The 26,713-nt window shown below is 65.2% G+C and carries 28 protein-coding genes; 10 read left to right on the forward strand and 18 right to left on the reverse strand.

Annotated features, from left to right (window positions below):
- Positions 1-72: 72 nt before the first annotated feature.
- Together carA and HXX15_RS02860 are read left to right on the forward strand one after the other, a co-directional pair.
- A complete protein-coding gene (gene carA / locus HXX15_RS02855; RefSeq protein WP_296512431.1) occupies positions 73-1,263 on the forward strand; it encodes a glutamine-hydrolyzing carbamoyl-phosphate synthase small subunit in 1,191 nt (396 codons plus the stop codon).
- A 300-nt stretch (positions 1,264-1,563) separates the two neighbouring features.
- A complete protein-coding gene (locus HXX15_RS02860; protein WP_296512433.1) occupies positions 1,564-2,073 on the forward strand; it encodes a PaaI family thioesterase in 510 nt (169 codons plus the stop codon).
- A gap of 170 nt (positions 2,074-2,243) precedes the next feature.
- Here HXX15_RS02860 and HXX15_RS02865 read toward each other — a convergent pair whose 3' ends face one another.
- A complete protein-coding gene (locus HXX15_RS02865; RefSeq protein ID WP_296512435.1) occupies positions 2,244-2,771 on the reverse strand; it encodes a DNA starvation/stationary phase protection protein in 528 nt (175 codons plus the stop codon).
- Positions 2,772-2,889: 118 nt separating this feature from the next.
- On the opposite strand from HXX15_RS02865, the gene HXX15_RS02870 reads away from it, so the two are divergent.
- Entirely contained in the window at positions 2,890-3,585 is a 696-nt protein-coding gene (locus HXX15_RS02870; protein WP_296512437.1) for a class I SAM-dependent methyltransferase, read from the forward strand.
- Positions 3,586-3,729: 144 nt separating this feature from the next.
- On the opposite strand, the gene HXX15_RS02875 is transcribed toward HXX15_RS02870, so the two are convergent.
- A complete protein-coding gene (locus HXX15_RS02875) occupies positions 3,730-4,839 on the reverse strand; it encodes an ATP-dependent RecD-like DNA helicase (RefSeq protein WP_296512439.1) in 1,110 nt (369 codons plus the stop codon).
- A 71-nt stretch (positions 4,840-4,910) separates the two neighbouring features.
- Positions 4,911-5,738, reverse strand: coding sequence for a transglutaminase family protein (locus tag HXX15_RS02880; protein WP_296512440.1), 828 nt, complete (start codon positions 5,736-5,738; stop codon positions 4,911-4,913).
- A gap of 382 nt (positions 5,739-6,120) precedes the next feature.
- Between HXX15_RS02880 and HXX15_RS02885 the strand changes: the two genes are divergently transcribed.
- The 3 genes from HXX15_RS02885 (at position 6,121) to HXX15_RS02895 (ending at position 6,934) form a co-directional block, all read left to right on the forward strand.
- Entirely contained in the window at positions 6,121-6,390 is a 270-nt protein-coding gene (locus HXX15_RS02885; protein ID WP_296512442.1) for a hypothetical protein, read from the forward strand.
- A 32-nt stretch (positions 6,391-6,422) separates the two neighbouring features.
- Positions 6,423-6,701 (forward strand): DUF1488 domain-containing protein, encoded by a 279-nt coding sequence (locus HXX15_RS02890; RefSeq protein ID WP_296512444.1) that lies wholly within the window; start codon positions 6,423-6,425, stop codon positions 6,699-6,701.
- 77 nt (positions 6,702-6,778) lie between these two features.
- The gene (locus tag HXX15_RS02895) at positions 6,779-6,934 is read left to right on the forward strand and encodes a hypothetical protein (RefSeq protein ID WP_296512445.1); all 156 of its coding nucleotides are present in this window, start codon (positions 6,779-6,781) and stop codon (positions 6,932-6,934) included.
- A gap of 38 nt (positions 6,935-6,972) precedes the next feature.
- Here the strand turns inward: HXX15_RS02895 and HXX15_RS02900 are convergent, their stop codons facing one another.
- The 8 genes from HXX15_RS02900 to HXX15_RS02935 form a co-directional block, all read right to left on the reverse strand.
- Entirely contained in the window at positions 6,973-7,314 is a 342-nt protein-coding gene (locus tag HXX15_RS02900; protein ID WP_296512447.1) for a hypothetical protein, read from the reverse strand.
- Between the two features lie 5 nt (positions 7,315-7,319).
- Positions 7,320-7,574: a hypothetical protein gene (locus HXX15_RS02905; RefSeq protein WP_296512449.1), complete on the reverse strand. Its 255-nt coding sequence runs from the start codon at positions 7,572-7,574 to the stop codon at positions 7,320-7,322.
- A 290-nt stretch (positions 7,575-7,864) separates the two neighbouring features.
- Positions 7,865-9,244, reverse strand: coding sequence for a sigma-54 dependent transcriptional regulator (locus tag HXX15_RS02910; protein WP_296512451.1), 1,380 nt, complete (start codon positions 9,242-9,244; stop codon positions 7,865-7,867).
- Positions 9,245-9,289: 45 nt separating this feature from the next.
- On the reverse strand, positions 9,290-9,640 hold the full coding sequence (gene fliN / locus HXX15_RS02915) for a flagellar motor switch protein FliN (RefSeq protein WP_296512453.1): 351 nt from the start codon (positions 9,638-9,640) through the stop codon (positions 9,290-9,292).
- 9 nt (positions 9,641-9,649) lie between these two features.
- Entirely contained in the window at positions 9,650-10,285 is a 636-nt protein-coding gene (locus HXX15_RS02920; RefSeq protein ID WP_296512454.1) for a FliH/SctL family protein, read from the reverse strand.
- On the reverse strand, positions 10,285-11,373 hold the full coding sequence (gene fliG / locus HXX15_RS02925) for a flagellar motor switch protein FliG (protein WP_296512457.1): 1,089 nt from the start codon (positions 11,371-11,373) through the stop codon (positions 10,285-10,287). Before fliG ends, HXX15_RS02920 begins: the two co-directional genes overlap by 1 nt.
- 6 nt (positions 11,374-11,379) lie before the next feature.
- Positions 11,380-12,990 carry a flagellar basal-body MS-ring/collar protein FliF gene (fliF, locus tag HXX15_RS02930; protein WP_296512459.1) on the reverse strand — a complete coding sequence of 537 codons (1,611 nt, stop codon included), beginning with the start codon at positions 12,988-12,990 and terminating at the stop codon, positions 11,380-11,382.
- A 176-nt stretch (positions 12,991-13,166) separates the two neighbouring features.
- Positions 13,167-13,442 (reverse strand): DUF1153 domain-containing protein, encoded by a 276-nt coding sequence (locus tag HXX15_RS02935; protein ID WP_002714638.1) that lies wholly within the window; start codon positions 13,440-13,442, stop codon positions 13,167-13,169.
- Between the two features lie 371 nt (positions 13,443-13,813).
- Between HXX15_RS02935 and HXX15_RS02940 the strand changes: the two genes are divergently transcribed.
- Complete coding sequence (locus HXX15_RS02940) at positions 13,814-14,107, forward strand: hypothetical protein (RefSeq protein ID WP_296512462.1); 294 nt, start codon at positions 13,814-13,816, stop codon at positions 14,105-14,107.
- Between the two features lie 159 nt (positions 14,108-14,266).
- On the opposite strand, the gene HXX15_RS02945 is transcribed toward HXX15_RS02940, so the two are convergent.
- The 6 genes from HXX15_RS02945 to hyfB are packed head-to-tail and all read right to left on the reverse strand — an operon-like array spanning position 14,267 to position 21,409.
- Complete coding sequence (locus HXX15_RS02945) at positions 14,267-14,800, reverse strand: NADH-quinone oxidoreductase subunit B family protein (protein WP_296512464.1); 534 nt, start codon at positions 14,798-14,800, stop codon at positions 14,267-14,269.
- 3 nt (positions 14,801-14,803) lie between these two features.
- Positions 14,804-16,315 (reverse strand): NADH-quinone oxidoreductase subunit C, encoded by a 1,512-nt coding sequence (locus HXX15_RS02950; RefSeq protein WP_296512466.1) that lies wholly within the window; start codon positions 16,313-16,315, stop codon positions 14,804-14,806.
- An 18-nt stretch (positions 16,316-16,333) separates the two neighbouring features.
- Positions 16,334-17,785 (reverse strand): hydrogenase 4 subunit F, encoded by a 1,452-nt coding sequence (locus tag HXX15_RS02955; protein ID WP_296512468.1) that lies wholly within the window; start codon positions 17,783-17,785, stop codon positions 16,334-16,336.
- The gene (locus HXX15_RS02960) at positions 17,782-18,444 is read right to left on the reverse strand and encodes a hydrogenase-4 component E (RefSeq protein WP_296512471.1); all 663 of its coding nucleotides are present in this window, start codon (positions 18,442-18,444) and stop codon (positions 17,782-17,784) included. The genes HXX15_RS02955 and HXX15_RS02960 overlap by 4 nt, the downstream gene beginning before the upstream one ends.
- Positions 18,444-19,400 carry an NADH-quinone oxidoreductase subunit H gene (locus HXX15_RS02965; protein WP_296512473.1) on the reverse strand — a complete coding sequence of 319 codons (957 nt, stop codon included), beginning with the start codon at positions 19,398-19,400 and terminating at the stop codon, positions 18,444-18,446. Before HXX15_RS02965 ends, HXX15_RS02960 begins: the two co-directional genes overlap by 1 nt.
- Positions 19,391-21,409, reverse strand: coding sequence for a hydrogenase 4 subunit B (hyfB, locus tag HXX15_RS02970; RefSeq protein ID WP_296512476.1), 2,019 nt, complete (start codon positions 21,407-21,409; stop codon positions 19,391-19,393). Before hyfB ends, HXX15_RS02965 begins: the two co-directional genes overlap by 10 nt.
- Before the next feature lie 423 nt (positions 21,410-21,832).
- Here hyfB and cobS point away from each other — a divergent pair, with 423 nt between their 5' ends.
- On the forward strand, positions 21,833-22,630 hold the full coding sequence (gene cobS / locus HXX15_RS02975) for an adenosylcobinamide-GDP ribazoletransferase (RefSeq protein ID WP_296512478.1): 798 nt from the start codon (positions 21,833-21,835) through the stop codon (positions 22,628-22,630).
- Positions 22,631-22,641: 11 nt separating this feature from the next.
- Here cobS and HXX15_RS02980 read toward each other — a convergent pair whose 3' ends face one another.
- Positions 22,642-23,151 carry a tyrosine protein phosphatase gene (locus HXX15_RS02980; RefSeq protein WP_296512480.1) on the reverse strand — a complete coding sequence of 170 codons (510 nt, stop codon included), beginning with the start codon at positions 23,149-23,151 and terminating at the stop codon, positions 22,642-22,644.
- Between the two features lie 336 nt (positions 23,152-23,487).
- On the opposite strand from HXX15_RS02980, the gene HXX15_RS02985 reads away from it, so the two are divergent.
- Both HXX15_RS02985 and HXX15_RS02990 read left to right on the forward strand, forming a co-directional pair.
- Positions 23,488-24,288 carry a CbbQ/NirQ/NorQ/GpvN family protein gene (locus HXX15_RS02985; RefSeq protein WP_296514793.1) on the forward strand — a complete coding sequence of 267 codons (801 nt, stop codon included), beginning with the start codon at positions 23,488-23,490 and terminating at the stop codon, positions 24,286-24,288.
- Positions 24,289-24,359: 71 nt separating this feature from the next.
- Entirely contained in the window at positions 24,360-26,597 is a 2,238-nt protein-coding gene (locus tag HXX15_RS02990; protein ID WP_296512484.1) for a VWA domain-containing protein, read from the forward strand.
- The last annotated feature ends 116 nt before the right edge of the window (positions 26,598-26,713 follow it).

Consider the following 26,713-nt stretch of genomic DNA (forward strand, 5'->3'; position numbering starts at 1 on the left):
GCGACAAAACTCCGGGGAACCGACGGTTTCCGGCTTTGACGGCGGCGGATACGACGACTATGTAATGCGCTCATGACGACCTCAGAAACCAATCCAGCCTGGCCGGACCTCAAGCCGACCGCGCTCCTCGTGCTTGCCGATGGCACCGTGTTCGAAGGCTTCGGCCTCGGCGCGGAGGGCCACGCCGTCGGCGAAGTCTGTTTCAACACCGCGATGACCGGGTACGAGGAAATCCTCACTGACCCATCCTATGCCGGGCAGCTAATCACCTTCACCTTCCCGCATATCGGCAATGTCGGCACCAATGACGAGGACATCGAGACGGTCAACATGGCGGCGACGCCAAGCGCGCGCGGGGTAATTCTGCGCGCCGCGATCACCGATCCGTCGAATTACCGCTCGTCGCGCCATCTCGACGCCTGGCTGAAGGCACGCGGCATCATCGGCCTGTCCGGCATCGACACCCGCGCGCTGACCGCGCTGATCCGCAGCAAGGGCATGCCCAACGCGGTGATCGCGCATGCCGAAAACGGCGTGTTCGACCTGCACGCGCTGAAGGAAGAAGCCCGCGAATGGCCCGGCCTCGAGGGCATGGACCTGGTGCCGATGGTCACCTCCGGCCAGCGCTTTGACTGGGACGAGACGCCGTGGGTCTGGGAAACCGGGTTCGGCCGCCAGACCGCGCCGGAATTCAACGTCGTCGCCATCGATTACGGCATCAAGCGCAACATCCTGCGGCTGTTGGCCGGCGAAGGCTGCAAGATCACGGTGGTGCCGGCCACCACCTCGTCGGACGACATTCTGGCGATGAAGCCGGACGGCGTGTTCCTGTCGAACGGCCCCGGCGATCCCGCCGCGACCGGCAAATATGCGGTGCCGGTGATCAAGGATGTGATCGCCTCCGGCGTGCCGACCTTCGGCATCTGCCTCGGCCACCAGATGCTGGGCCTCGCGCTCGGCGGCCGGACCGTGAAGATGCATCAGGGCCATCACGGCGCCAACCATCCGGTCAAGGACCTCACCACCGGCAAAGTCGAGATCACCTCGATGAACCACGGTTTCGCGGTCGACAAGGACTCGCTGCCCGCCAATGTGCAGCAGACCCACGTCTCGCTGTTCGACGACAGCAATTGCGGTATCGCGCTGGCCGACAGACCGGTGTTCTCGGTGCAGTACCACCCCGAAGCCTCGCCCGGCCCGCGCGACTCGCACTATCTGTTCCGCCGCTTCACCGATTTGATGCGGGCGAACAAGGGCGCGTAAGCATCGTTCTGCGCGCTACGCCCTTCACAATGAAACCGTCATTCCGGGGCGTGCGCAGCGCAAGCTGCGCGCGAACCCGGAATCTTGCGACACTCGCATGCCCTGCCTTGTGGGGAGATTCCGGGTTCGCTCGCCTGCCGGCTCGCGCCCCGGAATGACGGCGCAATGCAGTGCTCGCTTCCGTGGATGGCCGCGACACGCCTAGCCATGACGCGGAAACGCCGCAGCAAAATGGCTGGCGTTATTCGCCGTCGATTGATATGATGTCCATCATATTAACGCCCCCCGGAGCACGCACCCATGGACGACCGCCCCTCGCCTGCCATCGAATATGGCGTCACCCCGACTCACGTGATGGCGGCGATGCCGGGCCTCGACTTCGTCCGCGCGATCTTCGACGGCAAGCTGCCGGCGCCGCCGATCATGCAGACCGTCGAGCCGTTCGACACCAGCGCCGAGCCCGGCGTGGTGGTGATGCACTCGGTTCCCGGGTTCCGGCACTACAATCCGATCGGCTCGGTGCATGGCGGCTATGCCGCCACCTTGCTGGATTCGGCGATGGGGCTGGCGGTGCACTCGATGCTGCCGCCGGGCCAGGGCTACACCACGCTGGAATTCAAGATCAGCTTCATCAAGGGCATGACCCAGGACAGCGGCGCGGTGCGCACCGAAGGCCGGACGTTGAATGTCGGGCGCCGCACCGCCACCGCTGAAGCGCGGATCACCGACGCGAAAGGCCGGCTGCTGGCTCATGCCACCACCACATGTCTGGTATTCGAGATTCCGGGAACCACGCAAGCGGTTCGCTGACCGATCGATGGCCGTGATCCGCCTGTCCACATCCAGGGTCTCATCCTGAGGAGCGCGCCGCTTCGGCGCGCGTCTCGAAGGATGGGCGACAACATCCTCATCCTTCGAGACGCGGCGAAGACGCCGCTCCTCAGAATGAGGGTATTGTGCTAGGTCGAGGCCGATCGACGCTACGCCGCGTTGTCGCCTTCCCGGCGGCTGGCCTCGAACAGGAACCAGGTGCGGCGCTCGGTCTCGTCGATGAAATTTTCCAGCAGGCCCGCGGTGGCGGCGTCCTCGAGGTCGTCGACGGTCTTGTGCGCCTTGCGCATCGCCGCGGCGACTTTCTTGTTGTCGTTCATCAGTTCGCGCAGCATCTCGCGCGGCGGCACATAGTCTTCGTTGTTATCCTGGATGGTCTGCAATTTGGCGATCTGGCCGATCGAGCGCAGCGTGGTGCCGCCGACCTTGCGGACCCGCTCCGCCAGCGCGTCGGTAGTGGCGAAGATCTGGTCGGCCTGCTCGTCGAGCAGCAGATGGTAGTCGCGGAAATGCCTGCCGCTGACATGCCAATGGAAATTCTTGGTCTTCAGATACAGCGCGAAGGCGTCGGCCAGCACCACGTTGAGGGTCGACGAGATCTTTTCGACCGCCTGCCGCGGCAGATCGGTCGGCGTATCGAGTTCGGGGGACACCTTGTCAGACCTGGCTTTGCTCACGATGAACCTTCCTGTTAGGAACCGGACATTGACGGCATGGACACCGCCCGTCGGACCTTCTAACGCTCTTGTCGAAATCCGGTTCCCACACCGGAACACCCATTGCCGGACCGAAATCATGGACGACTGGATCGACTATTACGACTCCACGCATACGATCTACGTCAGCAAGCTGCATCGCGACGTGCACTTCGAGGAGATCGCCCGGGACATCGTCGGCTACATCTCATCGCCCGACGCCACGGTGCTGGACTATGCCTGCGGCGAAGCGCTATCGGCGGCGCAGGTCGCGGACGCCTGCGGCAAGCTGATCCTCGCCGAGCCCGCGCCCGGCGTGCGCGGCCGACTGATCGCCCGGTTCGCGCCCAACACCAAGATCAGGGTGCGCTCGCTCGACGATCTCAGGAAGATGGAGGAAAACTCCGTCGATCTCGCGGTGATGAATTCGGTGGCGCAATACATGACGCCGGCGGAGCTCGACACCGCCTTCGCGGTGATCGGTAAATTGCTCAAGCCCAGCGGCAAGCTGGTGCTCGGCGACATCCTGCAGCCCGACGTCGGCATGGCTAAGGACGTCGCCGCGCTGCTGCGCTTCGCGGCGAGCCACGGCTTCATCAAGGACGCGCTATGGGGACTGGCGCGCACCGCGATGTCCGACTATCGCCAGCTGCGCGCCAAGATCGGGCTGCAGCGCTACAGCGAGGCCGAGATGATCGCCAAGCTGAAAGCGGCCGGCCTCACCGCCACCCGCGCACCGCGCAATATCGGGCACAATCCGTGGCGGATGACGTTCGTCGCACGGCACGCGTTCTAGGCGGCACTTACGCTGGTCATTCCGGGGCGCGAGAGCGAAGCTCGCGCGAACCCGGAATCTTGCGGCAAAGCCGGGCGCTGAGCGAGATTCCGGGTTGGCTCGGCCTGCGGCCTCGCGTCCCGGAATGACATCAATGTTCGACGTTCACACCACGATGCTGAGCCGCTTCGCCGCTCTTGTGATGCCGGTATAGAGCCAGCGCGCGCGGCTCTCCTGGAACGCGAAACTCTCGTCGAACAGCACCACGTCGTCCCATTGCGAGCCCTGCGATTTGTGCACGGTTAGCACGTAGCCGTAGTCGAACTCGTCATAGGGCTTGCGCTGCTCCCACGGGATCTCCTCGATCGCGCCGCCGAAGCAGTCGCCGCGCACCGAAACCTTGGTCACCTTGCCGCCGAAATCCTCGTCCGGCGCGAGGCGCATGGTGATGATCTGCGACTTCGACGCGGCGCGCGACTTGACCCGCCACAGCCCGCCGTTGAACAGCGCCTTCTTGCGGTTGTTGCGCAGGCAGACCAGCTTGTCGCCGGCCACCGGCAACGGGTCCTCGATGTCGAGCCGCTTCCGGAACCGCATGTTGTAGGCGCGCCGCGTGGCGTTGCGGCCGACCAGCACCTGGTCCGCCTGCATCACCCGCTGCGGGTCGAGTTCATCGCGCGACACCACCTGGCTTTCGCCGTAGCGGCCGATGTCGAGCTCGCGGCCCTCGCGCACGTCCATCGACATCCGGACGATCGGATCGTCCTGAGCCTGGCGGTGTACCTCGGTCAGCATCACGTCGGGTTCGCAATTAGTGAAGTAGCCGCCGCCCTGGATCGGCGGCAGCTGCGCCGGATCGCCGAGCACCAGCAGCGGACACTCGAACGACATCAGATCGCGGCCGAGTTCCTCATCGACCATCGAGCATTCGTCGATCACGATCAGCTTGGCCTTCGAGGCCGGCGCGTCGTCCCATAATTCGAAGCTCGGCTGCTCGACGCCGGATTCGCGGGCGCGATAGATCAGCGAATGAATCGTCGAGGCTCCATCGCAGCCCTTGTTGCGCATCACCAGCGCCGCCTTGCCGGTAAACGCCGCGAACTTCACCTCGCCGCTAACGCCGTCGGCGATGTGGCGCGCCAGCGTGGTCTTGCCAGTGCCGGCATAGCCGAACAGCCGGAATACCGGCGGCGTGCCGGCCTTGCCGGGCTTGGCCTTCAGCCAGTCGGCGACGGCTTTCAGCGCGGCATCCTGATGCGGGGTAAAGGTCGGCATGGGATCTCTGGAATGCGGCCAGCCGCGCCCGAAAGCGCCGACTCAGGCGCGCAAGCTAGCCAATCGGGCGCTTAGCGCAAGACTCCGGCGCTCTCGTCGATCTCGTCGGTCCAGACCTTGAAGGAGACCAGGGTGTTTGGGCCAAAGGTATGGGTGATCGGCACGTCGGCAGCGTCGCGGCCTTGCGCGATCAGCACGCGGCCCAGTCGCGGGATATTGTTGCGCGGATCGAAGGTGTGCCAATGGCCGCCCAGATAGGCCTCGAACCAGCCGGCGAAATCGCCGACACCCCACGGCTTCGGCGTGCCGACGTCGCCCAGATAGCCGGTGCAATAGCGCGCCGGAATGTTCATGCAGCGGCAGAAGGCGATCGCCAGATGCGCGTAGTCGCGACAGACGCCGCGACCTTCCTCAAACGCGTCCCAGGCGGTGCGGGTGGGTCGGGCGTGTTGATAATTGAATGCGATGTGGTTGTGCACGAAATCGCAGATCGCCTGGACCCGCGGCCATCCCGGCGCTGTCGATCCGAACATCTGCCAGGCGACGTCGGACAACCGATCGGTGTCGCAATAGCGACTGCCGAGCAGATAGACGATGGTCTCCGCCGGCAGGTCCTCGACGGCATGCTGGATCGCGTCCGGCACCACCGGATCGGGCGGACCGAGATCGCGAACGATGCCGTCGGCTGCGAGCCGCATCCGGCCGGCCGGCGCGACGATGCGGCTGCACCAATTGCCGAAGCCATCGCGATAGGGCGTGATCGGCACCACCGGATCGGTGGTGAGGAAGTCCGGGACGATCACGTCGGAGGCGCGAGTGTAGTGCACTCCGAGCACCATCAGCATCGGAGTCGGCTGTGGAAAATCGTAGATCATCTCGTAGCCGACGCGAAGCTTCATCAGACAAGTCCTCAATGAGTTGGGGCGGGCCGACAGCAACGCGGGATGTTGTTCAACGTTCCGCGATGACGATCGCCGTCAGCGCCTGCATTTTGACAAGCCGCAGGCGCAAGCAACTGCCGTCCGCCCTCCATGTCGCGCATTGATCAGTATAATCACAAAGATGGCGATACAAATGCCCAAAAGCAAGGTTGTAAGCCCTGTTTGCAGGCGCCAAGCGGCGTCGCAGCCAGAATAGAATAGCTATTGCGAGCGAAAGAGCGCACAGCATCGCTGCAATTGCCCACATCCCGCGCGGCGATCCGCCAAGCCCGGATCCGCACACCGCGCAATCCGAGCCCTCGCTCCGTGTCGCCACGCCCAAGCGTGCAGGAAGGTGCTCGTGACCACCAGAACGCGCCGAGAGACCTTGACCTTCCATCATCCGTTCCGGCTCGCCGGGATCGATCGGCTGCTGCCGGCCGGCGCCTATGACGTGGTGACCGACGAGGAGATGATCGAGGGGCTGTCGTTCGCCTCGTTCCGGCGCATCGCCACCATGATCACGATCCCGGCCGCGCCGCCGCACCATTCGTCGATGGAAATGATTTCCGTCGACGCCACCGATCTGGCGGAAGCGCAGCGCCAGGATGCGGCCGCGCCTTCGTCCTAGTTTCGCACCACTTCAATCGTCGGAGTTATCAAATGGCTTTCAACAGCGGCAAGTTCCAGGGCTATGACATGGACCGGTCGGTGGTTCTGTTCTCGATGATGAACGATCTCACCGAGGTCCCCTGCGCGATCAGCACCACGGCGATGGACGATCTCGACGGCGCGAAACGCACGCCGGCGGCTCTGCGCGAGGAGCAGTTCATGCGGCTGCGCGCCAGCATCGAGGAGAAGGCCGGACTGAAATTCTCCAATTCCGAACTGGAAGGCAAGCCCGCGGGCATCATCCTTCGCAGCATCGACTTCCGGAAGTAAGATCGCTATTCCGGGCGTGACGCGGCCGGACTGACGATGCGAAATCAGCCGCGCCACATGATGGTGCGGAGCATAGGATGAAACGCGTCGCGATCTGGCTCGCTTACGGCGTCGGCGCCCTCGCCTGCCTGTATCTGGCGCTTTACACCTATCGCATGCTCACCGCGCCAAACCTCGCGCCCGGCGAGCCGATCCATATTTTCAGAAAGCCCGACGCACCGAAATATTCGTGAGTACGAGCGTGTAGTGCCCAGTATGAGACTTCGAGGTGTTATCTAGTGGTCGATGCAGATATTGTTGCAGTTCCGGCCCAGCTCCACAGTTTAGGAGCAATAGTCATGAGCCCGCCGGCGATGACTAAGAACGTCGTGACGACAACAACAATGAACCCCTTACTTGGAAGATGGTCAACCTTCACTTCAAGCTTGGCCATGCGATCCCGGATATCGCGCATATCCGCTTGAAGTTCACCCAGAAATTTCTTGGTGTAATCTCCATCAACTTGAATTTTTGCCAACTCAGTTTGCAAAACATCTAGCGAGCGACCAGAGTCGCGCGGGGGCGTCCCCACACCGGGATCGGGCGTTTGAATGGTTGTTCGATCCTTCGCCACGAACGCTACCCTGAATTAAGAGTTAGCCACTCCCAAAGATCCTTACGGAAATACCCGTAGTGGCCAGCAATGGAAAATACTACAAATTGACCCGCTGCACCATTTAGGCCTATCCGGTCCGCAACTTGCTGCGCCGTCACGCCGGTCTCGGCAACAACCCATTGTCCGGGGCCGATCGCATAGTGTTTGGGAAATCGCGAATTGATTATTCCGGGAAGGACAGAGTTGTCGATCGGGGCGAGTACCGCAAAGGCTGCCATTGGCAAGCTGTCCTTGGCCTAAATCGTGCGATGTGCTTACCGGTAAGCAATCCACGAAAACATAATATGCCAACCGGGCCTGCGGGTCAAAGACGCGCAGCCGCCGCAATTGTTTCGTCATTCGGAAAAAAAGCCATCCGGAAGCCTTGAAAGATTCCGAGGAGTGCAAGAGCTGGCCTCATGGCCACAAAGACTGGAAGATTCGTTGCAGGTGGTCCTCCAGCCCGAAAGAAATACCAATCCCGGCGGCCAAAACTCGGGGATCAGCATACAGGGCTCGTAGACCCGCCCTATGCCGTCGCGACGAACGCCCGGTATTCGCCGGAGCCGGCCGGGGTCACCGGCAGGCCGCCGTCGGCATATTCGTTCAGCTTGTTGCGCAGCGTGCGGATCGAGATGCCGAGGATGTTGGCGGCGTGGGTGCGGTTGCCGAGGCAATGTTTCAGCGTCTCCAGGATCAGGTCGCGCTCGACATCGGCGACCGTGCGCCCGACCAGCGCGCGCGTGACCTGTTCGGCCGCGAAGGTGGCGTGCGCCACCGCCGGCACGGTCTTCTGCAGATCGAGCCGGTCGCCGTCGGGCGTCAGGATCGCGTCGGCGCCGATCTCGTCGCCCTGCGCCATCAGCACCGAGCGGTGGATGGTGTTTTCCAATTCGCGGACGTTGCCCTGCCAGCGATTGCTGGTCAGCACGCGGCGCGCGTCGGCGGAAATCGGCCGCACCGGCACGCCATTGGCGTCGGCATATTTGCGGGCGAAATGCTGCGCCAGCTCGAGAATGTCGGCGGGCCGCTCGCGCAGCGGCGGGATCTTCAGATTGACGACGTTGAGCCGGAACAGCAGATCCTCGCGGAACGTGCCTTCGCGCACCGCGTCGGCGAGGTTGCGGTTCGAGGTGGCGATGATGCGGATGTCGATCGGCACCGGGCGGGTGCCGCCGACGCGGTCGATCACCCGCTCCTGGATCGCGCGCAGCAGCTTCGACTGCAGCCGGACGTCCATTTCGGAGATTTCGTCGAGCAGCAGCGTGCCGCCGGTGGCCTCCTCGAACTTGCCGATCCGGCGCGCGATCGCGCCGGTGAAGGCGCCCTTCTCATGGCCGAACAATTCGGATTCCAGCAAGTGCTCGGGGATCGCCGCGCAGTTGATGCTGATGAACGGCTTCTTGGCGCGGTTGGAGCGGGTGTGGACGTAGCGCGCCATCACCTCCTTGCCGGTGCCGGATTCGCCGGTGATCATCACCGAGGCGTCCGAGCCTGCGATCTGCTGCGCCAGCTTCACCACCTTGGCCATCGCCTCGTCGCGATACACCAGTTCGCGGGAATCGTTGGCGACCGCGGCCAGCACCGCGGCGATCAGCTCCGGATCCGGCGGCAGCGGGATGTATTCCTTGGCGCCGGCGTGGATCGCGGCGACCGCGGCGCGGGCGTCGGTGGCGATGCCGCAGGCGACGATCGGCACGTGGATGTGCTCGGCTTCAAGCCGCATCACCAGATCGCGGATGTCGAGCGCGACGTCGACCAGCAGCAGGTCGGCGCCCTTGCCGCCGCGCAGCACCCGCATCGCCTGTTCGTTGTTCTCCGCGTGCGTCACGGAGGCGCCATTGTCCATGGCGATCTTGGTGGCCGTCGTAAGCTGGCCCTTCAAGGTACCAACGATGAGAAGCCGCATGGGTTGCTCCTGTTATCCTGCCGCGAAATCCGCCGGCTCTAAGTGTTAGGCGCGTTCCGCCTTGATGATTTCCGTCATGGTGACGCCGAGCTTGTCCTCGACCAGCACCACCTCGCCTCGCGCCACCAATCGGTTGTTGACGTAGATGTCGATCGCTTCGCCGACCCTGCGATCGAGTTCCAGCACGGTGCCGGGTCCGAGTTTCAGCAGTTCGCCGACGTCCATCTTGGAACGGCCGAGCACGGCCGACACCTGCACCGGGACGTCGAACACCGCCTCGAGATCGGCGGCGATCCGCGAGACCTGCTCTTCGTCGTTGTAGGCGACGTCGCCCAAGGGCGGCGCGTCGGCGCTATTGAGATCCGGAAGCGGCACCTGGCCTTCATTGTCACTCATCTTGGTTCCTCAACTCCGGGACTGGCCGGCTTCATTGCGGGACGCCATGTAGCGGCCCACCAATTCACTGATCTTCGCTTCGATCGCCGCGCGCTCGAGCACCACGCCGCCATCCGCCCATTCGATCCTGCAATCGCCAGTCTCGATTTCGGGCTCGGCCAGCAGCACGAGGCGGCCCTCGAAGCCGCTTTGCTTGGCCAGCCGCTCGATCCGCTCGCGGGCGGCTTCAAGCAGTTGGTCGTTGATCCGCACCACCAGATGCGGCGTCGAGACCAGATGCCGGAAGCAATCCGCCACCAGCGCGGTGATCTCGGTCAGAGGCTCAGTCGCGATCAATTCGCCGCAGAGCTTGCGCGCGACCGAAACCGCGACCTCGACCGCTTCGGTTTCCATCCGGATTTCGACACCGGACAACCCGCGGGCGATGCTGCCGATCGCAGCGCCGATCTGCTCCAGCGCCGACGCCATGCGGCGGTCGCTCTCGACCTTGGCTTCGCGCTGAGCGGCGTCGAAGCCGGCGCGATAACCCCGCGCCTCGCCGGCGGCGACCTGCTCGGCGATCTCGGCGGCGGTCGCGGGTTTCTCGCGGGCCTTGTCCGGCACCCCGAAGTCCATGTCGAATAGATATTTCGCGGGCGCGGCCATCAGTACACCAGCTCGTCGTCGGCGCGGTTCTTGGTCAGCACGATTTCACCCTTCGCTGCGAGGTCCTTGGCCAGATTCACCAGCAGCGCCTGCGCCTCGTCGACGTCGCGTAACCGCACCGGGCCGAGCGCCGCCATGTCGTCGAGCAGCATCTTGCCGGCGCGCGACGACATGTTGCCGAGGAAGAAGGCGCGGACTTCTTCGTTGGCGCTCTTCAGCGCGATGCCGAGCTTGTCCTTGTCGACCTGACGCATCAGGGTCTGCGCCGATCCGGCGTCGAGCTTGACCAGATCGTCGAAGGTAAACATCAGTGCCTTGATGCGCTCGGCGGCTTCGCGGTTTTCCTCTTCCAGCGAGGTGATGAAGCGGGTCTCGGTCTGGCGATCGAAATTGTTGAAGATTTCCGCCATCACCTCGTGGGCGTCGCGCCGCCGTGTCTGCGACAGGTTGGACATGAATTCGGAACGCAGGGTCTTTTCCACGCTCTCGATCACGTCCTTCTGCACCGCTTCCATCTTCAGCATCCGGCCGATCACGTCGAGCGCCATGTCTTCCGGCAGGATCGCCAGCACCCGCGCGGCGTGTTCGGACTTCAGCTTCGACAGCACCACCGCGGTGGTCTGCGGATATTCGTTCTTGAGGTAGTTCGCCAGCACCTCTTCCTGCACGTTGGAGAGCTTCTCCCACATGTTGCGGCCGGCCGGACCGCGGATTTCTTCCATGATGCCGCTGACGCGATCCGACGGCAGGTATTTCTGCAGCAGCCGTTCGGTGGCGTCGAACGTGCCCATCAGCGCCCCCGACGCCGACATCCGCGACACGAATTCCAGCAGCAGGTCTTCCACTACTTCGGGCTCGATGGTGCCGAGCGACGACATCACCACCGAGAGTTCGCGAACCTCCTCGTCGTCGAGCAGGGCCCAGATCTTGCCGCCATACTGCTCGCCCAGTGCCAGCATCAGGATCGCCGCGCGCTTCGGACCCGAAATCGGCTTGCTCGGCGGCCGACCGCCCTGGCGTTGCGCCAGCGTCGCGACGACGCTGGCGATGTCGTTGCTGTTGTCACCTGTGGTCTGCGGGACTGCCATGTCAGATCACGCCGGCTCGGTCAGCCATTGACGAACAATGGCCGCGGTTTCGTTGGGATTGCGCTCGGCGAGTTCGCCGACCCGGTGCACCGACTGGGCGTGCACCTGGCCTTGAACCTGGGCGATGTCGATCATGCTGGGGCCGGCCGGCAGCGGCTGGCCATCGGGACCGAGCTGCTGGCCGGTGGCGTCGGTCAGCGCAGGTATCGAGGAGACTTCGGGAACGGGCTCGGACGCCAGGATGCGCCGGACCAGCGGCCGGATCACCATGAACATCACCACCAGACCGAGCAGCATCATCACCCCAAGTTCGATGACATACATCACGTCGTCCTTTGTAAATTGCAGCATGCCGAGCAGCCCGGTGGGCTCGGCGATCGGCGGCACGGTCGGGCCTTCGGCAAATTTCAGATTGACGATCTCGACCTGGTCACCGCGCTTCTGGTCAAAGCCGATCGCCGAACGCACCAACGCCGCGATGCGGTCGAGCTGGTCCTTGGTGCGCTCGGAATAGACCATCTCGCCCTTTTCATTCTTGGTGTAGATGCCGTCGACCAGCACCGCGACCGAGATCCGGTTAACCCGGCCGGCTTCGGTCACCTCGGTCTTGGTGACGCGGGAAATCTCGTAATTGTTGGTTTCCTCGGTCTTCTTGCTCTGGTCGCGCGCGGTGGCGCCGCCTTGACCCTGATTGCCAGGAAGCTCGTTGTTGACGGTGACCTGGCCGTCGGACGGACCAGCGGTCGCCGAGGATTCTTCGCGCGACTGGCTCGAGCGCAGAACGCGGCCTTCGGGATCGAATCGGTCGGAGGTTTGCGTCACCTTGTTGTAGTCGAAATCGGCTGTGAGCTGGACCCGGGCGCGACCGCTCCCGACCACCGAGGAGACGATCGCCTCGACCTGGTTGCGCATCCGCTTCTCGAAGCCGGCGCGGCGTTCGTCGCCGGTGGCGCCGTCGCTGGCCGGATCGCCGGCGGCGCCGTCGGCGAGCAGTTGGCCGGCCTCGTCGACAATCGACACCCGGCCCGGCTTCAAGCCGTTGACCGCGGAGGCGACGACGTGGCGGATGGCGCGAACCTGCTGCGGCTCCAGCGCGCCGCGCACCCGCAGCACGATCGAGGCCGACGGCTCCGGCGTCTCCCGCGAAAACAACGGCCGTTCCGGCAGCACCAGATGCACCCTTGCGGCCTGGATCCGGTCGATGGCCCGGATGGTGCGTGCCAATTCGCCCTCGAGCGCCCGCAGATGATTGATGTTCTGAACGAAACTGGTGGTGCCGAGCGCGTCGGACTTGTCGAAGATCTCGTAACCGACGCCGCCGCCCTTGGGCAGGCCGCCTTCGGCCAGCTTCATTCGCAGCCGGGTGACCTTGTCCTTCGGCACCATGATGATGGCGCCGTCGTTCTTCAGTTCGAAGGGAATGCCCTGGCGTTCCAGGTCCTTGATGATGCCGGAGGAGTCTTCGACGCTAAGGTCGGTGAACAGCGTGGTCATCTGAGGCGTGGTCACGCGCATGATGACAAAGGCGAAGAATCCGATCAGCGCGGCAGTGACGGCAATCATCGCCATCAGCCGGGCCGCACCCAAGCCTTTCAGGAAGCTCACCAGACTCTGCAACGGACCAGCCCCTCGATTCGGCATGACAAGCCGACTAGGCAAATCTTGCCTATGGGATGGTTTCGATAAGGTTAACGATCCTTAACGGAGGTAAAGAAACCCGAAAAATGCCAAATGCCGCACTCCTGCAAAGAGTCCGGCTTTCAGCGACTTGTTAATGAATTGGAAAGAAAGCCCTATTGGCGGTATTGCTGGATTCGGGTGGTGCGCAGGCCGGCGAGGCCATGCTGGTCGATCGAGAACTGCCAGGACAGAAACTCGTCCACGGTCAGCGTATAGCGGCTGCAGGCTTCCTCGAGGGAGAGCAGGCCACCGCGAACCGCCGCGACGACTTCTGCCTTACGGCGGATGACCCACCGTTTTGTCCCGGGTGCCGGAAGATCCGCAATCGTTAACGGACTACCGTCGGGCCCGATGACATATTTGACCCTCGGGCGATGGGGTTCTGTCATGGCGTACTCACAAACTCTCAACCACTCAACTCACAATGGCAACCTACGCCCGGCGACTTAAAATTTGACTAAGCCCCAAGGCACAATACGAATCTCGTTGGATATGCTTACCGATCTTGATTCCGGCGGCGGCGCAGCGGGTGCGCGGCAAGGCGCCGGCGGTGCCGCCAGCCGTGTTTGCCAAGGCTAAATCCGGTTAGTTTCCGGCGCGCGCCGTCGGTCAAGCCGCGCGGCAACTACGCGGCGCGCGGCGCGGTACGGAAGTCGTGCTTCCGCAAGGCGGACTTTTCAGCTACTGCTAATACATGAGCGACCAACCGGCCCCACCGAACGCGACGCCAGACACCCCTCCAACCGGGATTAGCTCCGGCTTGCTGGACGATGCGACGCTGGAGGCGGTGGATGCGTGGGCGGCCCGGAACAGGGTAACGCGTTCGGAAGCGATCGGCCGCCTGGTCAGACTCGGACTAACCGTCGTCCCTGCCGCGACGCCCGCCAGGACAGCGCGGACGGGCCGTGCCATCGAACTGGCCGCGATGCAGATCGATCAGTTGATCGATCCCGAAGCACCTGCCGACGAACGCGACCGGCGGATCGCCAGGCTCACCGAGGGGCCGCCGGAATTTGTCGATGCCCGGGTCGATCTGCCGAAGCGTAAGAGCTGAGCAGCGCAACCTGCCCCATTCGCCGACGTCATTCCGGGGCGCGCGGCCGCAGGCCGAGCGAACCCGGAATCTTGCGGCACGCACTGCGTATCGTGGCAAGATTCCGGGTTCGCTCGCAGCTATCGCTGCGCGCGCCCCGGAATGACCAAGGTTGAGTAATCAAGACGCCACCGAGCCGACCGCCGCGCGGTCGAGCAGCGCCAGCAGCCCGCGCAGGATGTCGAGTGGCGGCGGCGGGCACCCGGGAATGTGCAGGTCGACCGGAATCACCTCCGATACGCCGCCGACCACCGCGTAGCTGCCGGCGAAGCAGCCGCCGTCCTTGGCGCAATCGCCAAGCGCCACCACCCATTTCGGACCGGGCACCGCCTCGTAGGTGCGCAGCAACGCCTCGCGCATATTCTTCGTTACCGGGCCGGTCACCAGCAGCACGTCGGCGTGGCGCGGCGAGGCGACGAAGCGGATGCCGAACCGCTCGACGTCGTAATAGGCGTTGTTGAGCGCGTGGATTTCCAGCTCGCAGCCGTTGCAGGACCCGGCGTCGACTTCGCGGATCGACAGGCTTCGGCCGAGGCTGCGCCGCGCCGCGGTTCCGACCAGCGTCGCCAGTTCCTGAACCTCGGCATCGTCCAGCGCCGGCGCGGCTTCCGTGAGCGGCAGCCGGAACAGGCTTTCAAACAGCAGCTTGCGCATCGCCTAGAGGTCCTGACCGGAATAAGAGCAGTTGAACGATTTGTTGCAGAGCGGGAAGTCGGCGACGATGTTGCCTTCGATCGCGGCTTCCAGCAGCGGCCATTGAAACCACGACGGGTCGCGCAGATGGCAGCGCTCGACGCGGCCGTCGCGCAGCCGCAGCCAGACCAGCACGTCACCGCGAAAGCCCTCGACCAGCGCCATGCCCTCGCATGGCCCCTCGCGCTGCGGAAGCTGCGCCAGAATCTCGCCGCGTGGCAATTGATCGAGAATCTGCTCGATCAGCGCCAGGCTCTGCTCGACCTCGCGGATCCGGATCCAGACCCGGGCATTGACGTCGCCCTGCTCCAGCACCGGCACCTCGAAGCGCAGATCCTTATAGGGTGCGTAGGCCAGCGTCCGCCGCGTGTCGAATGCGCGGCCGGACGCGCGGCCGACAAAGCCGCCGGCGCAGTATTGCGCGGCCAAGTCCGGCCTGAGAATGCCGGTCGACACGGTGCGATCCTGCAGCGACGCGGTGTTGTCGTAGAGTTCGACCAGTTCCGGAAACTGCTTGCGAATGGCGCCGAGCGCGGCGCGGATCGCCGCCTTGCCGGCGTCGTTGAGATCGCAGGCGACGCCGCCGGGCACGATCACGTCGCGCATCAGGCGATGACCAAAGGCGGTATCGGCGGCGCGCAGAACGCCCTCGCGCAATACGCCGAAATGCGCCAACAGCAGCGCGAAGGCGGCGTCGTTACAGATCGCGCCGATGTCGCCGAGATGGTTGGCGAGGCGTTCCAGCTCGGCGCACAGCGCGCGCAGCCAGACCGCGCGCGCGGGTACGACCGGCTCCAACGCCGCCTCCGTCGCGCGCGAGAATGCATAGGCATAGGCGACGGTGCTGTCGCCGGAGACCCGGCCGGCGAGCTGCGCGGCGCGCGCCAGATCGGCGCCCGCCATCAGCCCCTCGATGCCCTTGTGAACGTAGCCCAGCCGCTGCTCCAGCCGCACCGCGGTCTCGCCGCTGACCGAGAAGCGAAAATGCCCCGGCTCGATGATGCCGGCATGGACCGGCCCGACCGCGGCCTGATGCACACCCTCGCCTTCCACCGGCAGGAAGCGATAGGGCGGCGCCGGCGAGGACATTTCAACCGGGTCGCCCAGCGGCGCGCGGACGCCCCATTGGCCGTGATCGAGCCACGGCCGCGTGTCGTGCGCGCCGTCGGCGACCAGCCCGAACAGATCGGCGATGCTGCGCTCCAGCCGCAACGCCGGCGGATGATTGGCCGCGATCGAGGGAAAGAGATTGTCCGGGCAGTCCAGGCTGACCACGCCGATCTCGGCGGTGCGGGAATCGAACAGCGCCATGTGCACCATGCTCGGCTCGCCCCACAGCGACAGCAGGCTCCAGCGCCGCTCTGCCAGCATGCGGGCGGCAAAGCTCCACACCGCGCTGTCGACCACGGTGCGCGGCCACGGCCGATGCCGCTGCACCTGCCGGCCTTCCAGGTTGAGATCGATCAGCGACGGCATGCGGTGCGTGTCCTCGCTCTATCCAAGGAGTTTGGCGACATGCTGGAACCAGACCACGACCGGCGCCGGCAGATAGACCCCTGCGATCAGCACCAGCGTGAGATGGGCGAACATCGGCACATAGGACGCCTCGGCCGGGGCGCGACTGCCGCGCGGCTCGCCGAATGCGACGCCGGTGAGCCGCAACGTCAACGCGCCGAACGCGACCAGCAGACCGAACACCAGGATCAGCGCCAACCAGGGCTGCCGCGCGAAGGTGGAACTGACCAGCAGGAATTCGCTCATGAAGATGCCGAGCGGCGGCAATCCGGCGATCGCCACCACGCCGATCACCAAACCCCAACCCAGCGCCGGGTGGGTCTCGGTGAGGCCGCGAATCTTGGCGATCGATTGCGTGCCCTTGATCTGCGAGATGTTGCCGACCGCGTAGAAGATCGCCGATTTGGTCAGGCTGTGCATCACCATGTGCAGCAGGCCGGCGAAATTCGCCAGCGGCCCGCCCATTCCGAACGCGAACACGATGATGCCCATGTGCTCGATCGACGAATAGGCGAACAGCCGCTTGATGTCGCGCCGCCGATACAGCATGAACGCCGCGAACAGCAGCGACGCCAGCCCCATGATCACCATCAGCGTACCCGGCGCGATCGCCTCGGGATTGGCCGCCATCAGCATCTTGAAACGCAGCAGCGCATATAGCGCCACGTTCAACAACAACCCCGACAGCACCGCCGAGATCGGCGTCGGGCCTTCGGCATGGGCGTCCGGCAGCCAGGCGTGAAGCGGCGCGAGGCCAACCTTGGTGCCGTAACCGAGAAACAGGAATACGAAGGCGACATTGAGCAGCGCCGGATCGAAGTTCTGGGCTTTCTGGATCAGCAGCGTCCAGATCATCGCATCCTGACCCTCGCCCACCACCGGCCGCGCCGCCATGTAGACCAGGATGGTGCCGAACAGCGCGAAGGCGATGCCGACGCTGCCGAGAATGAAATATTTCCACGCCGCTTCCAGCGCCGCCTCGGTGCGGTAGATGCCGACCATCAGCACCGTGGTCAGCGTCGCCAGTTCGACCGCGACCCACATCAGGCCGATATTGTTCGACATGAACGCCAGATTCATGCCGAACATCATGATCTGGTACATCGCGTGGTAAAACCGCAGATAGGCCGGCGTCAGCCGCCCGGTGTCGAGCTCGTGGGCGATGTAGCTTGCGCTGAAGATGCTGGTGGTGAGGCCGACGAAGCTGTTGAGCACGATGAAGACGATGTTGAGGTCGTCGACCAGCACATAGGCGCCGGGCGCCGGACGCGGCAGCAGCAGCAACGCCCCCGCGGAAAGAAACGTCAGCAGGCTCGCGAACACGTTCAGCCGCGCGGTCAGCCGATAGCCGGGCAGCAGCGCCAGCAACGCCGCCGCGGCGATCGGGATCAGCAGCACGCCGGCCACTGGATTGAACGCGGGAAGCATCATCGCCGCTCCCCTCGCGAGTCGTCGAGGGCGCCGACGTCGACCGAGTCGAAGCGCTCGCGAATCCGGAACAGGAAGATGCCGATCACGATGAAGGCGATCAGGATCGAGAACGCGACGCTGATCTCGACCACCAACGGCATGCCCTTGGCGCCGGTCGCCGCCAGCACCAGGCCGTTTTCCAGCGCCATGAAGCCGACCACCTGGCTGACCGCGTTGCGGCGCGTCACCATCACCAGCAGGCCGAGCAGCACCACCGACAGCGCGAAGGCCAGATCCTCGCGCGCCAGCGCGTCGGCCTCGGCGGTGACCCGCAGCATCAGCGCCAGCGACAGCGCGACGAGGCCCATCCCGGCCAGCATGGTCGGCCCGATCCCGACCGCGGTTTCGATATCGCGGTGAATCCCGAGCTGCTTGATGATGCGGTGCAACGCCACCGGGATGATGATCGCCTTGAACACCAGCGCGATGGCGGCGGTGACATAGAGATGCGGCGCGTTCTGGATATAGGCCTGCCAGGCCACCGACAGCGCCAGCGTCAACGCGTGCAGCGCGAACACGTTGAGCAGCGAATACAGCCGGTCCTGATACAGCATCATGAAGCTGATCAGCACCAGGCCGCCGGCGAGTGAATGCGAGATGTCGAAGGACAGGCTGTGCATCACAGGCTCTTCGATACGAACAACAGGAGCGTGCCGAGCAGGCCGAGCATCAGCGCTGCGCCGAGGAATTGCGGCACCCGGAACACCCGCATCTTGGCAGTGGCGGTCTCGAACAGCGCCAGCAGGAAACCGGCGAAACCGACCTTGAGCACGTAGACCCCGGCGCCAACCACATAGGACAACGGTCCGGCGCCGAAGATCGCGATGCCCCAGGGAAAGAACAGGCAGACAATCAGCGACACGTAAAGCAGCAGTTTGAGAAAGGCGCCGAACTCGATCATCGCGAGATGGCGGCCGGAATATTCCAGAATCATCGCCTCGTGCACCATGGTCAGTTCGAGATGGGTCGCCGGATTGTCCACCGGGATCCGGGCGTTCTCCGCCAGCGCCACGATCACCAGCGCGATCATCGCCATGCCGAGCGAAACCCGCAATCCGGTCTGCGACGAGGCGATGAAATTGGCGACGGTGGAGAGCTGGGTCGAACCCGCGACCAAGGCGACGCAGAACACGATCAGCAGCATCGCGGGCTCGGCCAATGCTGCGATCATCACTTCGCGGCTGGACCCGATGCCGCCGAACGCGGTGCCGACGTCCATCCCGGCCAAAGCGAGAAAGAACCGCGCGGTGCCGAGCAGCGCCACGATCACGATCAGGTCCGCGGTCCAGTTGAACAACAGGCCGGTGGCGAAGGTCGGCACCAGTGCGGCGGCGACCCAGATCGCCGCGAAGGTGACATAGGGCGTGGCGCGGAACAGCCACGAGGCATTGTCGGCCAGCACCACTTCCTTGCGCAGCAGCCGCAGCAGGTCGCGATAGGGCTGCAGCACCGACGGGCCGCGGCGGCGCAGCAGCCGCGCCTTGACCTTGCGGACGAAGCCGGTGAGCAGCGGCGCCAGCAGGAACACCAGCAGCATCTGGATGCCCTGCACCAGGATGTCCGAGATCACGACCATATCGCGAGCACCAGCAGCAGCGTGACCAAAGTGGCGAATACCAGGCTGAGATAGCCGCGGATCGTCAGCAATTGCAGGCGATCGAGCCGGTTGGCCGTATAGCCCACCGCGCCGACCAGCGGCGCATAGACCCGCTCCCAGACCAGATCGTGCAGCTCGATCCGCAACCGCGCCGGCGCGATGTCGCCCGGCGCCGGCATGGTGACGTGATCGGAGGCGTGAAACAGCAGCGTGCCGAACACCCGGCGGATCGGCTGCGCGAAGCCGGCCGCGGAATATTGCGCCGCCGGCGCCGGATCGGTGAAGCCGCAGCCCCAGGCCGGCACCCGGCGCACCGCGTGCGACGCATAGGCATAGATCGCGCCGAACAGCAGCGACGCCGACACCGCGATGAACACCAGCACCAGCAGGCCGTTATAGGAGCCCTTGCTCTCGGCGATCGGCACGATCGACAGCCAGGCGAGGCCGGATTGCGGCGCCAGCCGATGGCCGAGAATCTCCACCGCGATCGGCGACAGCGCGTCGATCACTACACCGGGCAACACGCCAGCGAGCAGGCACAAAGCGGCGAGGATCGCCATCGCCGCCAGCGAGAAGCCGTCGACTTCATGGGCGGTTTCCGCCGCAGCGCTACGCGGCCGGCTGAGAAAGCTGATGCCATAGGCCTTGACGAAACACGCCGCCGCCAAGGCGGCGGCCAGCGCCAGCAGCGCGCCGATCGCCGGCACCATGATCTTGAGGCCCCATTGCGGCAGGCTGGGCGATTGCAGCACGGCCTGGAAGATCAGCCATTCCGAGACGAAGCCGTTGAACGGTGGCAGCGCCGAGATCGCCACGCAGCCGACCAGAAACACCACGCTGGTCACCGGCATGCGATGGATCAGGCCGCCGAGCTTGTCCATGTCGCGTTCGCCGGTCGCGGTCAGCACCGCGCCGGCGCCGAAGAACAACAGGGTCTTGAAGAAGGAGTGGTTGAGCACGTGAAACAGCGCGGCGGTGAAGGCCAGCGACGCCGGCAGCGCCTGGCCATTGGCCTGAAACGCCAGCGCGAGACCAAGGCTGACGAAGATGATGCCGACATTCTCGATCGTCGAATAGGCCAGCAGCCGCTTCAGGTCCTTTTCCATCAGCGCATAGAGAATGCCCATCACCGCGGTGGCGCCGCCGAGCACCAGTACGATGCCGCTGCTGCTCCAGTCCGGCGGCCCGAGCAGATCGAACACCACGCGGATGAAGCCGTAGATCGCCACCTTGGTCATCACCCCGCTCATCAACGCCGAGACATGGCTGGGCGCGGCGGGATGCGCCAGCGGCAGCCAGACATGCAACGGCACCAGCCCCGCCTTGGAGCCGGCGCCGAGCAGCATCAGGATCAGCACCAGCGTCGCTGCTGAAGGCGAATGCGCGGCGGCGCGGATCGCGGCGAAGCCGTAATCGCCGGCAGGGCCTGCCAGAAAGCCAAACGCCAGCAGCAGCGCCAGCGTGCCGAAGCTCGCCATCACCAGATAGACGTAGCCGGCCCGGGTGTTGCCGGACTCGCGATGATGCGCCATCACCAGCGCCCACGACGCCAGCGACATGAATTCCCAGCACAGCAGATACGAGAACGCGTCGTCGGCCAGCACCACCAGATTCATCCCGGCGAGAAACGCCGGGAAGAACGGCAGCACCCGGTGCGGCGCGTGCTCGTGACGACCATAGCCGACGCCGTATAGGCTCGCCGCCGCGCCGCCGAGATTGACCACGACGAGAAAGAACGCGGCCAGCGCATCAAGTCGAAAATGCGCGCCGAGCCAGGGCAGCCCGATCGGCAGCGTCAGTTCCGACGCGCCGCCCGGATGGTCGAGCAACCAGCGGCCGGCGCCGATCATCGCGACCGCGCAGGCCAGCATCGTCGCGCCATAGATGAGAGTGGTCGCGAGTTGGCGCGATCGACTGAGCGCAACGGCGACAACGGCCGTGCCGAGCAGCGCGGCCACGCACCAGAGCTGCACCGCGACCGCCGCCATTATCCGCGCATCCCTGCGCGACGCGTCGCCCAACTCGTCGACGGTCCACAATCGACCCGCGCCGGAAATCTCATCAGCATCCGCGCCCCGACCGCATCGCGTCTGTCCCAAATGTTGCGCGGCCTGACGCGCCAGTGGCCTGATCCATCGATACAAGAAACCCCGGACGCATATCAATCATCATTGCTCTAAGACCATTATTGATGTTTAAAACATCTACATAGATATTAGAAGCGTCAATTTGCCGGCTGCCTGCGATCCCGGAGGCCGGCACGGCCGGATGTGCCAAGATTCGTCCGATCGCCATACCATACGGGCGTCGCGCGTTCACCGTTAGCGCAATTGGCAAAGCTTGCCGCGCAAAGGTCGCGGTTGACCGGCGCCGTTGCGGTTGCGCAGTTAGACCTCAGCAAGAGGACCCCCATGCCCGACGATTCACAGCCGCTGCGGCAGACACCGACCGTCGCGCACTTGGTCAATGCGCTGCGATTTCTTACGATCCTGCCGGTGCCGGATTCCGACCGGGCCCCCGAACCGGACTGGCTGACCCGCGCGATGGCGTTTTTTCCGGTGGTCGGCGGCGGCATCGGCGCGATCTCGGCGACCATGCTGCTGCTCGGCTCGGCGCTGTTTAGCCCCGGCCTTGCCGCGCTGCTAGCGGTCGCGGCCAGCATCGTCGTCACCGGCGCGCTGCATGAGGACGGCCTCGCCGACACCTTCGACAGTTTCGGCGGCGGCTGGACCGTCGCGCGGCGGCTGGAGATCATGAAGGACAGCCGAATCGGCACCTATGGGGCGCTGGCGCTCGGGCTCGACGTCGCATTACGCGCCGCAGCACTTGCGCAATTGCCGCTGTGGGCCGGCGTCGCCGCGCTGGTCGCGGGCCACGCCGCCGCCCGCGCGGCGCCGGCCTTCGTGATGAAGACAATGTCCTACACCGGCGACACCTCGGCGATGAGGGTGAGCTACGCCGAAGCGCCGCTACGCGCCGACGAATTGCGCTTCATTCTGATCGCGGTCGCGGTTGCGGCGGTGCCGCTGCTGCTGGTGTCGTTCGCCGCACTGGCGGTCGGACTGGCGTTCGGCGCGGTGCTGGCCGCGGCTCTGGCGGCCTGGGCCCGGCGCCTGATCGGCGGCTACACCGGCGACGTGCTCGGCGCCACCGAGCAGATGTTCGAGGTCGGCTTTCTGCTTGGCGTCGCCGCGGTGCTGGGAAGCTGATCGCGGCGCGATCAGCCGATCGGCCAGTTCAGCGGCAATTGATACGGCGCGCCCTCGAAGGCGTCGGCGCCGCGGCCGATGGCGGCGATCGCCTCGACCATCCCGCCATCGCGGCCGAGCAGATCGTCGGCAAGCTTCACCATCAGCCGGTTCGGTGTCGCCGACGGCGCGCGGCGGCGCAACTCCATGGCGATGGCGCGCTCGAAGCCGGGATTGCGGTCGCAGGCGATCGCGAAGGCGGCAGCGCTGGAGCGGCTGATCCCGGCCCAGCAGTGAATCAGCAGCGGGTTTTTCGGCGCACGGCCAAAATCGAGGATCGCCCGCACGGTGCCCGCGTCAGGCGCGAGCAGCCCGGGGGTCGGTTCATTGATGTCGTGAAAATCCAACTGCAGATGCCGGCCGGCGCCGAGCCCGCGATGGCCGTCGCCGGCATGGCCGGGCGACAGCAGCGTCAGCAGATCGAACCGACCAAGCGCGCCGGCGACGCTGGCAAGCCCGCTCAGCGATGAAACGTAGATCATCGCCATCCACTATGAGCTTTGCCGACCAAATTCAATCGCCCCGAGGCGAGCTTGTTTTCCCTCACCGCCATCGGCCGCAGCTCGGTGAACGGGCCGCATTCATCGCAGCGAGATTCGAAGGCCGGCGTGTTGGTTTCCTTGCGCGTAGTTCCGCAGGGAAGCATTGACGGCCGTGTCCGCCGACGGCTCTTGCGTTATGGTGGCAATGGCGGTCTTATCTTTGCAAAGGCGATTGACGAGTGCACAACTCGCGGACGCCCGCCGCAGTGGGGCGTCCGTCGCGCTGTCTGCGAAAGGGAGGATGAGCTCGTCCAAGCATCTCTTACGGAGACGCACGTGAACCTCGACGCCTATCGTATCGCCGACGAGCCATTCTATCAGCCGACCGGCGACGAGATCGCCATCTTCACCGCAGCGTTTTCCGAGCGATTGCCTGTGATGCTGAAAGGACCGACCGGCTGCGGCAAAACCCGATTTGTCGAACATATGGCCTGGCGGCTCGGCAAGCCGCTGATCACCGTGGCGGCGCATGAGGACATGACCGCGTCCGACCTCGCCGGCCGCTTTTTGCTGGATCCCGGCGGAACCGCTTGGCACGACGGCCCGCTGACCCAGGCGGTTCGTTTTGGTGCGATCTGTTACCTCGACGAAATCGTCGAAGCGCGTCAAGACACCACCGTGGTGATCCATCCGCTCACCGATGCCCGTCGGATTCTGCCACTGGAAAAACGCAACGAGATCGTCGCGGCGCATCCCGACTTCCAGCTCACGATCTCGTACAATCCCGGCTACCAGAGCGCGATCAAGGATCTCAAGGAATCCACCAAGCAGCGGTTCCTGGCGATCGACTTCGGCTATCCGGCTCCCGCCGTCGAAGCCGCCATCATTTCGCGCGAAGCCGGCACGGACAATGCGCTCGCCGGACTTCTGGTCGCGATAGGCGAGCGTTCGCGCAATCTGCAGGGTCACGGGCTCGACGAGGGCGCTTCGACCCGGATGTTGATCCATGCCGGCCGCCTGGTGCGCGCAGGGCTGCCGCTGCAGCTCGCGGTGCGATCGAGCATCGTGCTGCCGATCACGGACAACCCCGACATCCGCGACGCGCTCAGCGCCGCGATCGAGGCCTGTCTGCCGTGAGCCCCGACGCGGCCACGATTGTCTTGCCGACTCTCCAACAAGACGCCCCCACACGTCGACTGCACGCGCTGATGCGGCCGCGCGAGACCACCTGGCCGCTGTTTCGCGCAACATGGGACGGTCTGGTTGCCCGTTTCGGCGACGACGAAATAGCGTGCTGGGTCGCCGGCATGCTGCGATTAGTCGATGTCAATGCGGGCCCATCCTGCTTCGTCGCGTTCTGGAGCCTGTGCGCGACGCACCCGGCCGACGACGGGATTGCGCCTTTGATCGCGGCGGCCGATGCCGGCGCCGAGATCTGCCGCCATGCCGGCGCGCCGGCCGCCACCGCTGCAATCGCAGCGGCGCCGACCGCGCGCCGCCTGCTCGGACTTCCGGCGATGCCGCGGTGGTGGCAGATCATGGAGAATCTCGCGCGAGAGGCGCCGGAATCGGTCGGCACCGTGGCGAAGCACTTGATCGAGATCCTGACGGCAAACGATGTCGACGACTTCGGCCATTTCGTCGCGGCCGGACTGAAGGCCGCGGCCGGCAGCAAACAACGCCGGCTGAATTTCTTCGCACTGCAGGACGAGTTGGCGCGACGGCTGATCGAACGACCGGCGGCCGGCGTCGGCTTCGCCGAGACTGAGGCCGCCACCAAGGCGTTCGTCACCTCGCTGTGGGGCGTGCCGCCGCTGCTGCGTAACCTCCCGACCGACCTCGGGCAGACGCAACAACGACGCGTGAGCCTGGCCGCTCCGCTGATCCGGATGCCGGCCTTCTATCGCGGCGTCGAGGGTGATGCCGCGCGAGCATTGTACAAGGCCGCCGCCGCGCACGCGCAGGCGCATCTGCTGTTCGGCGGGCCCCGGTTTCCGGTCGGCACGCTGAAGCCGCTACAGTTGGCACTGGTGACGCTGATCGAGGACGCCCGCGTCGAGACGCTGGCGATGCGGCAACTCCCCGGCCTGCGCCGACTATGGGCGCCCTATCATGTCGCCCAGCCCAATGGCGCCGCCACCGCGCCGATGCTGCTGGCGCGGCTGGCGCGCGCGCTGTTCGATCCGGCGCATCCGGACGACGACGGCTTCGTCGGCAAGGGCCGCGCGATGTTTCAGGCGGCGCAATCGCGGATCGCCGATCCCACGCTCAGCCGCGAGATCGGCATGCTGCTCGGCAATGACCTCGGCCAGATGCGGGTGCAATTCAACGCCAGAACCTATGTGGTCGAGCCGCTGTATCGCGACGATGGCCTCGGGCTGTGGGATTTCGGCGACAGCGCACCAACGTCGAAGGAAACGCTCGAGCTGACCGTGTCCGCGGCGCGCACCGAACCAACCGAAGCGCCTGACAGCCGCGACGCGCCGGCGGACCCCAACGCGGCGGACGACGCAATCGCCCGCGCCCGCCCGGTGGCCGCCGATCCGCGCGGCACCGTCGTCGCCAGGTACCCGGAATGGGACCAAGCCTACGGCATCGAGCGGCCGGACTGGACCACGGTGCGCGAGGTCGCGGCGCGCCGCGGCGATCCGCGCACGATCGAACACGCGCTCGATCAGGCGCAGATGCTGCGCAACAGGATCGCGCAGCTGGTGCGCGGCGTCCGCGTCGGACGGCCGGTGCGCCTGAAGCGGCAATTCGACGGCCACGACTTCGACATCGACGCCATGATCGACGCCGGCATTTCGCTGCGCATGAAGCGGGACGCCGAGCCGCGGATCTTTCGCGCCTCGGCGCCACAGCATCGCGACCTGTCGGTGCTGCTGCTGATTGACATCTCGCAATCGACCCGCGACCGGCTGGCGTCGGGCGCGTCGATTCTCGACGTCGAGCGTCTGGCGGTGGCGGTGCTGGCCGAAGCGATGGACGCGCTCGGCGATCCGTTCTGCCTGCTCGCCTTCGCCTCCAACGGCCGCGACGACGTTCAGGTGACAGCCGTGAAGTCGTTCGCCGAACCCTACCGCGCCGACTGCATCGGGCGGCTGGCCGGACTGTCCTCCGGACTATCCACTCGGCTCGGCACCGCGCTGCGCCACGCCGGCGCCAGCATCGCACCGGCACGCACCCTGCGCAAACTCGTCATCGTGCTGACCGACGGTGAACCGTCCGATATCGATACTGCGCAGACCGATCTCGTCGAGGATGCCCGCCGCGCCGCCGCCGGCCTGCGCCGGCGCGGCATCGACAGCTTCGGCGTCGTGCTCGATCCCGGCGGCATCACCGCAGCGTCCCGGATCTTCGGCCGCGGCAACACCATGCTGGTGCCGCGCGTCGAGGATCTGCCGGGGCAACTGTCAGGCCTATATTTCCGCCTGGCGCGACGTTGAGATACATAGAGCGGGGCAATGATCAGCCTCATGGTGAGGAGCGCGCTTCTGCGCGCGTCTCGAACCATGAGGCGGCACGTCTCCTCATCCTTCGAGACGCCCATCGCTGCCCTTCG

The organism is Rhodopseudomonas sp. (genome assembly GCF_013377015.1).
Taxonomy (GTDB): Bacteria; Pseudomonadota; Alphaproteobacteria; order Rhizobiales; family Xanthobacteraceae; genus JARJEH01.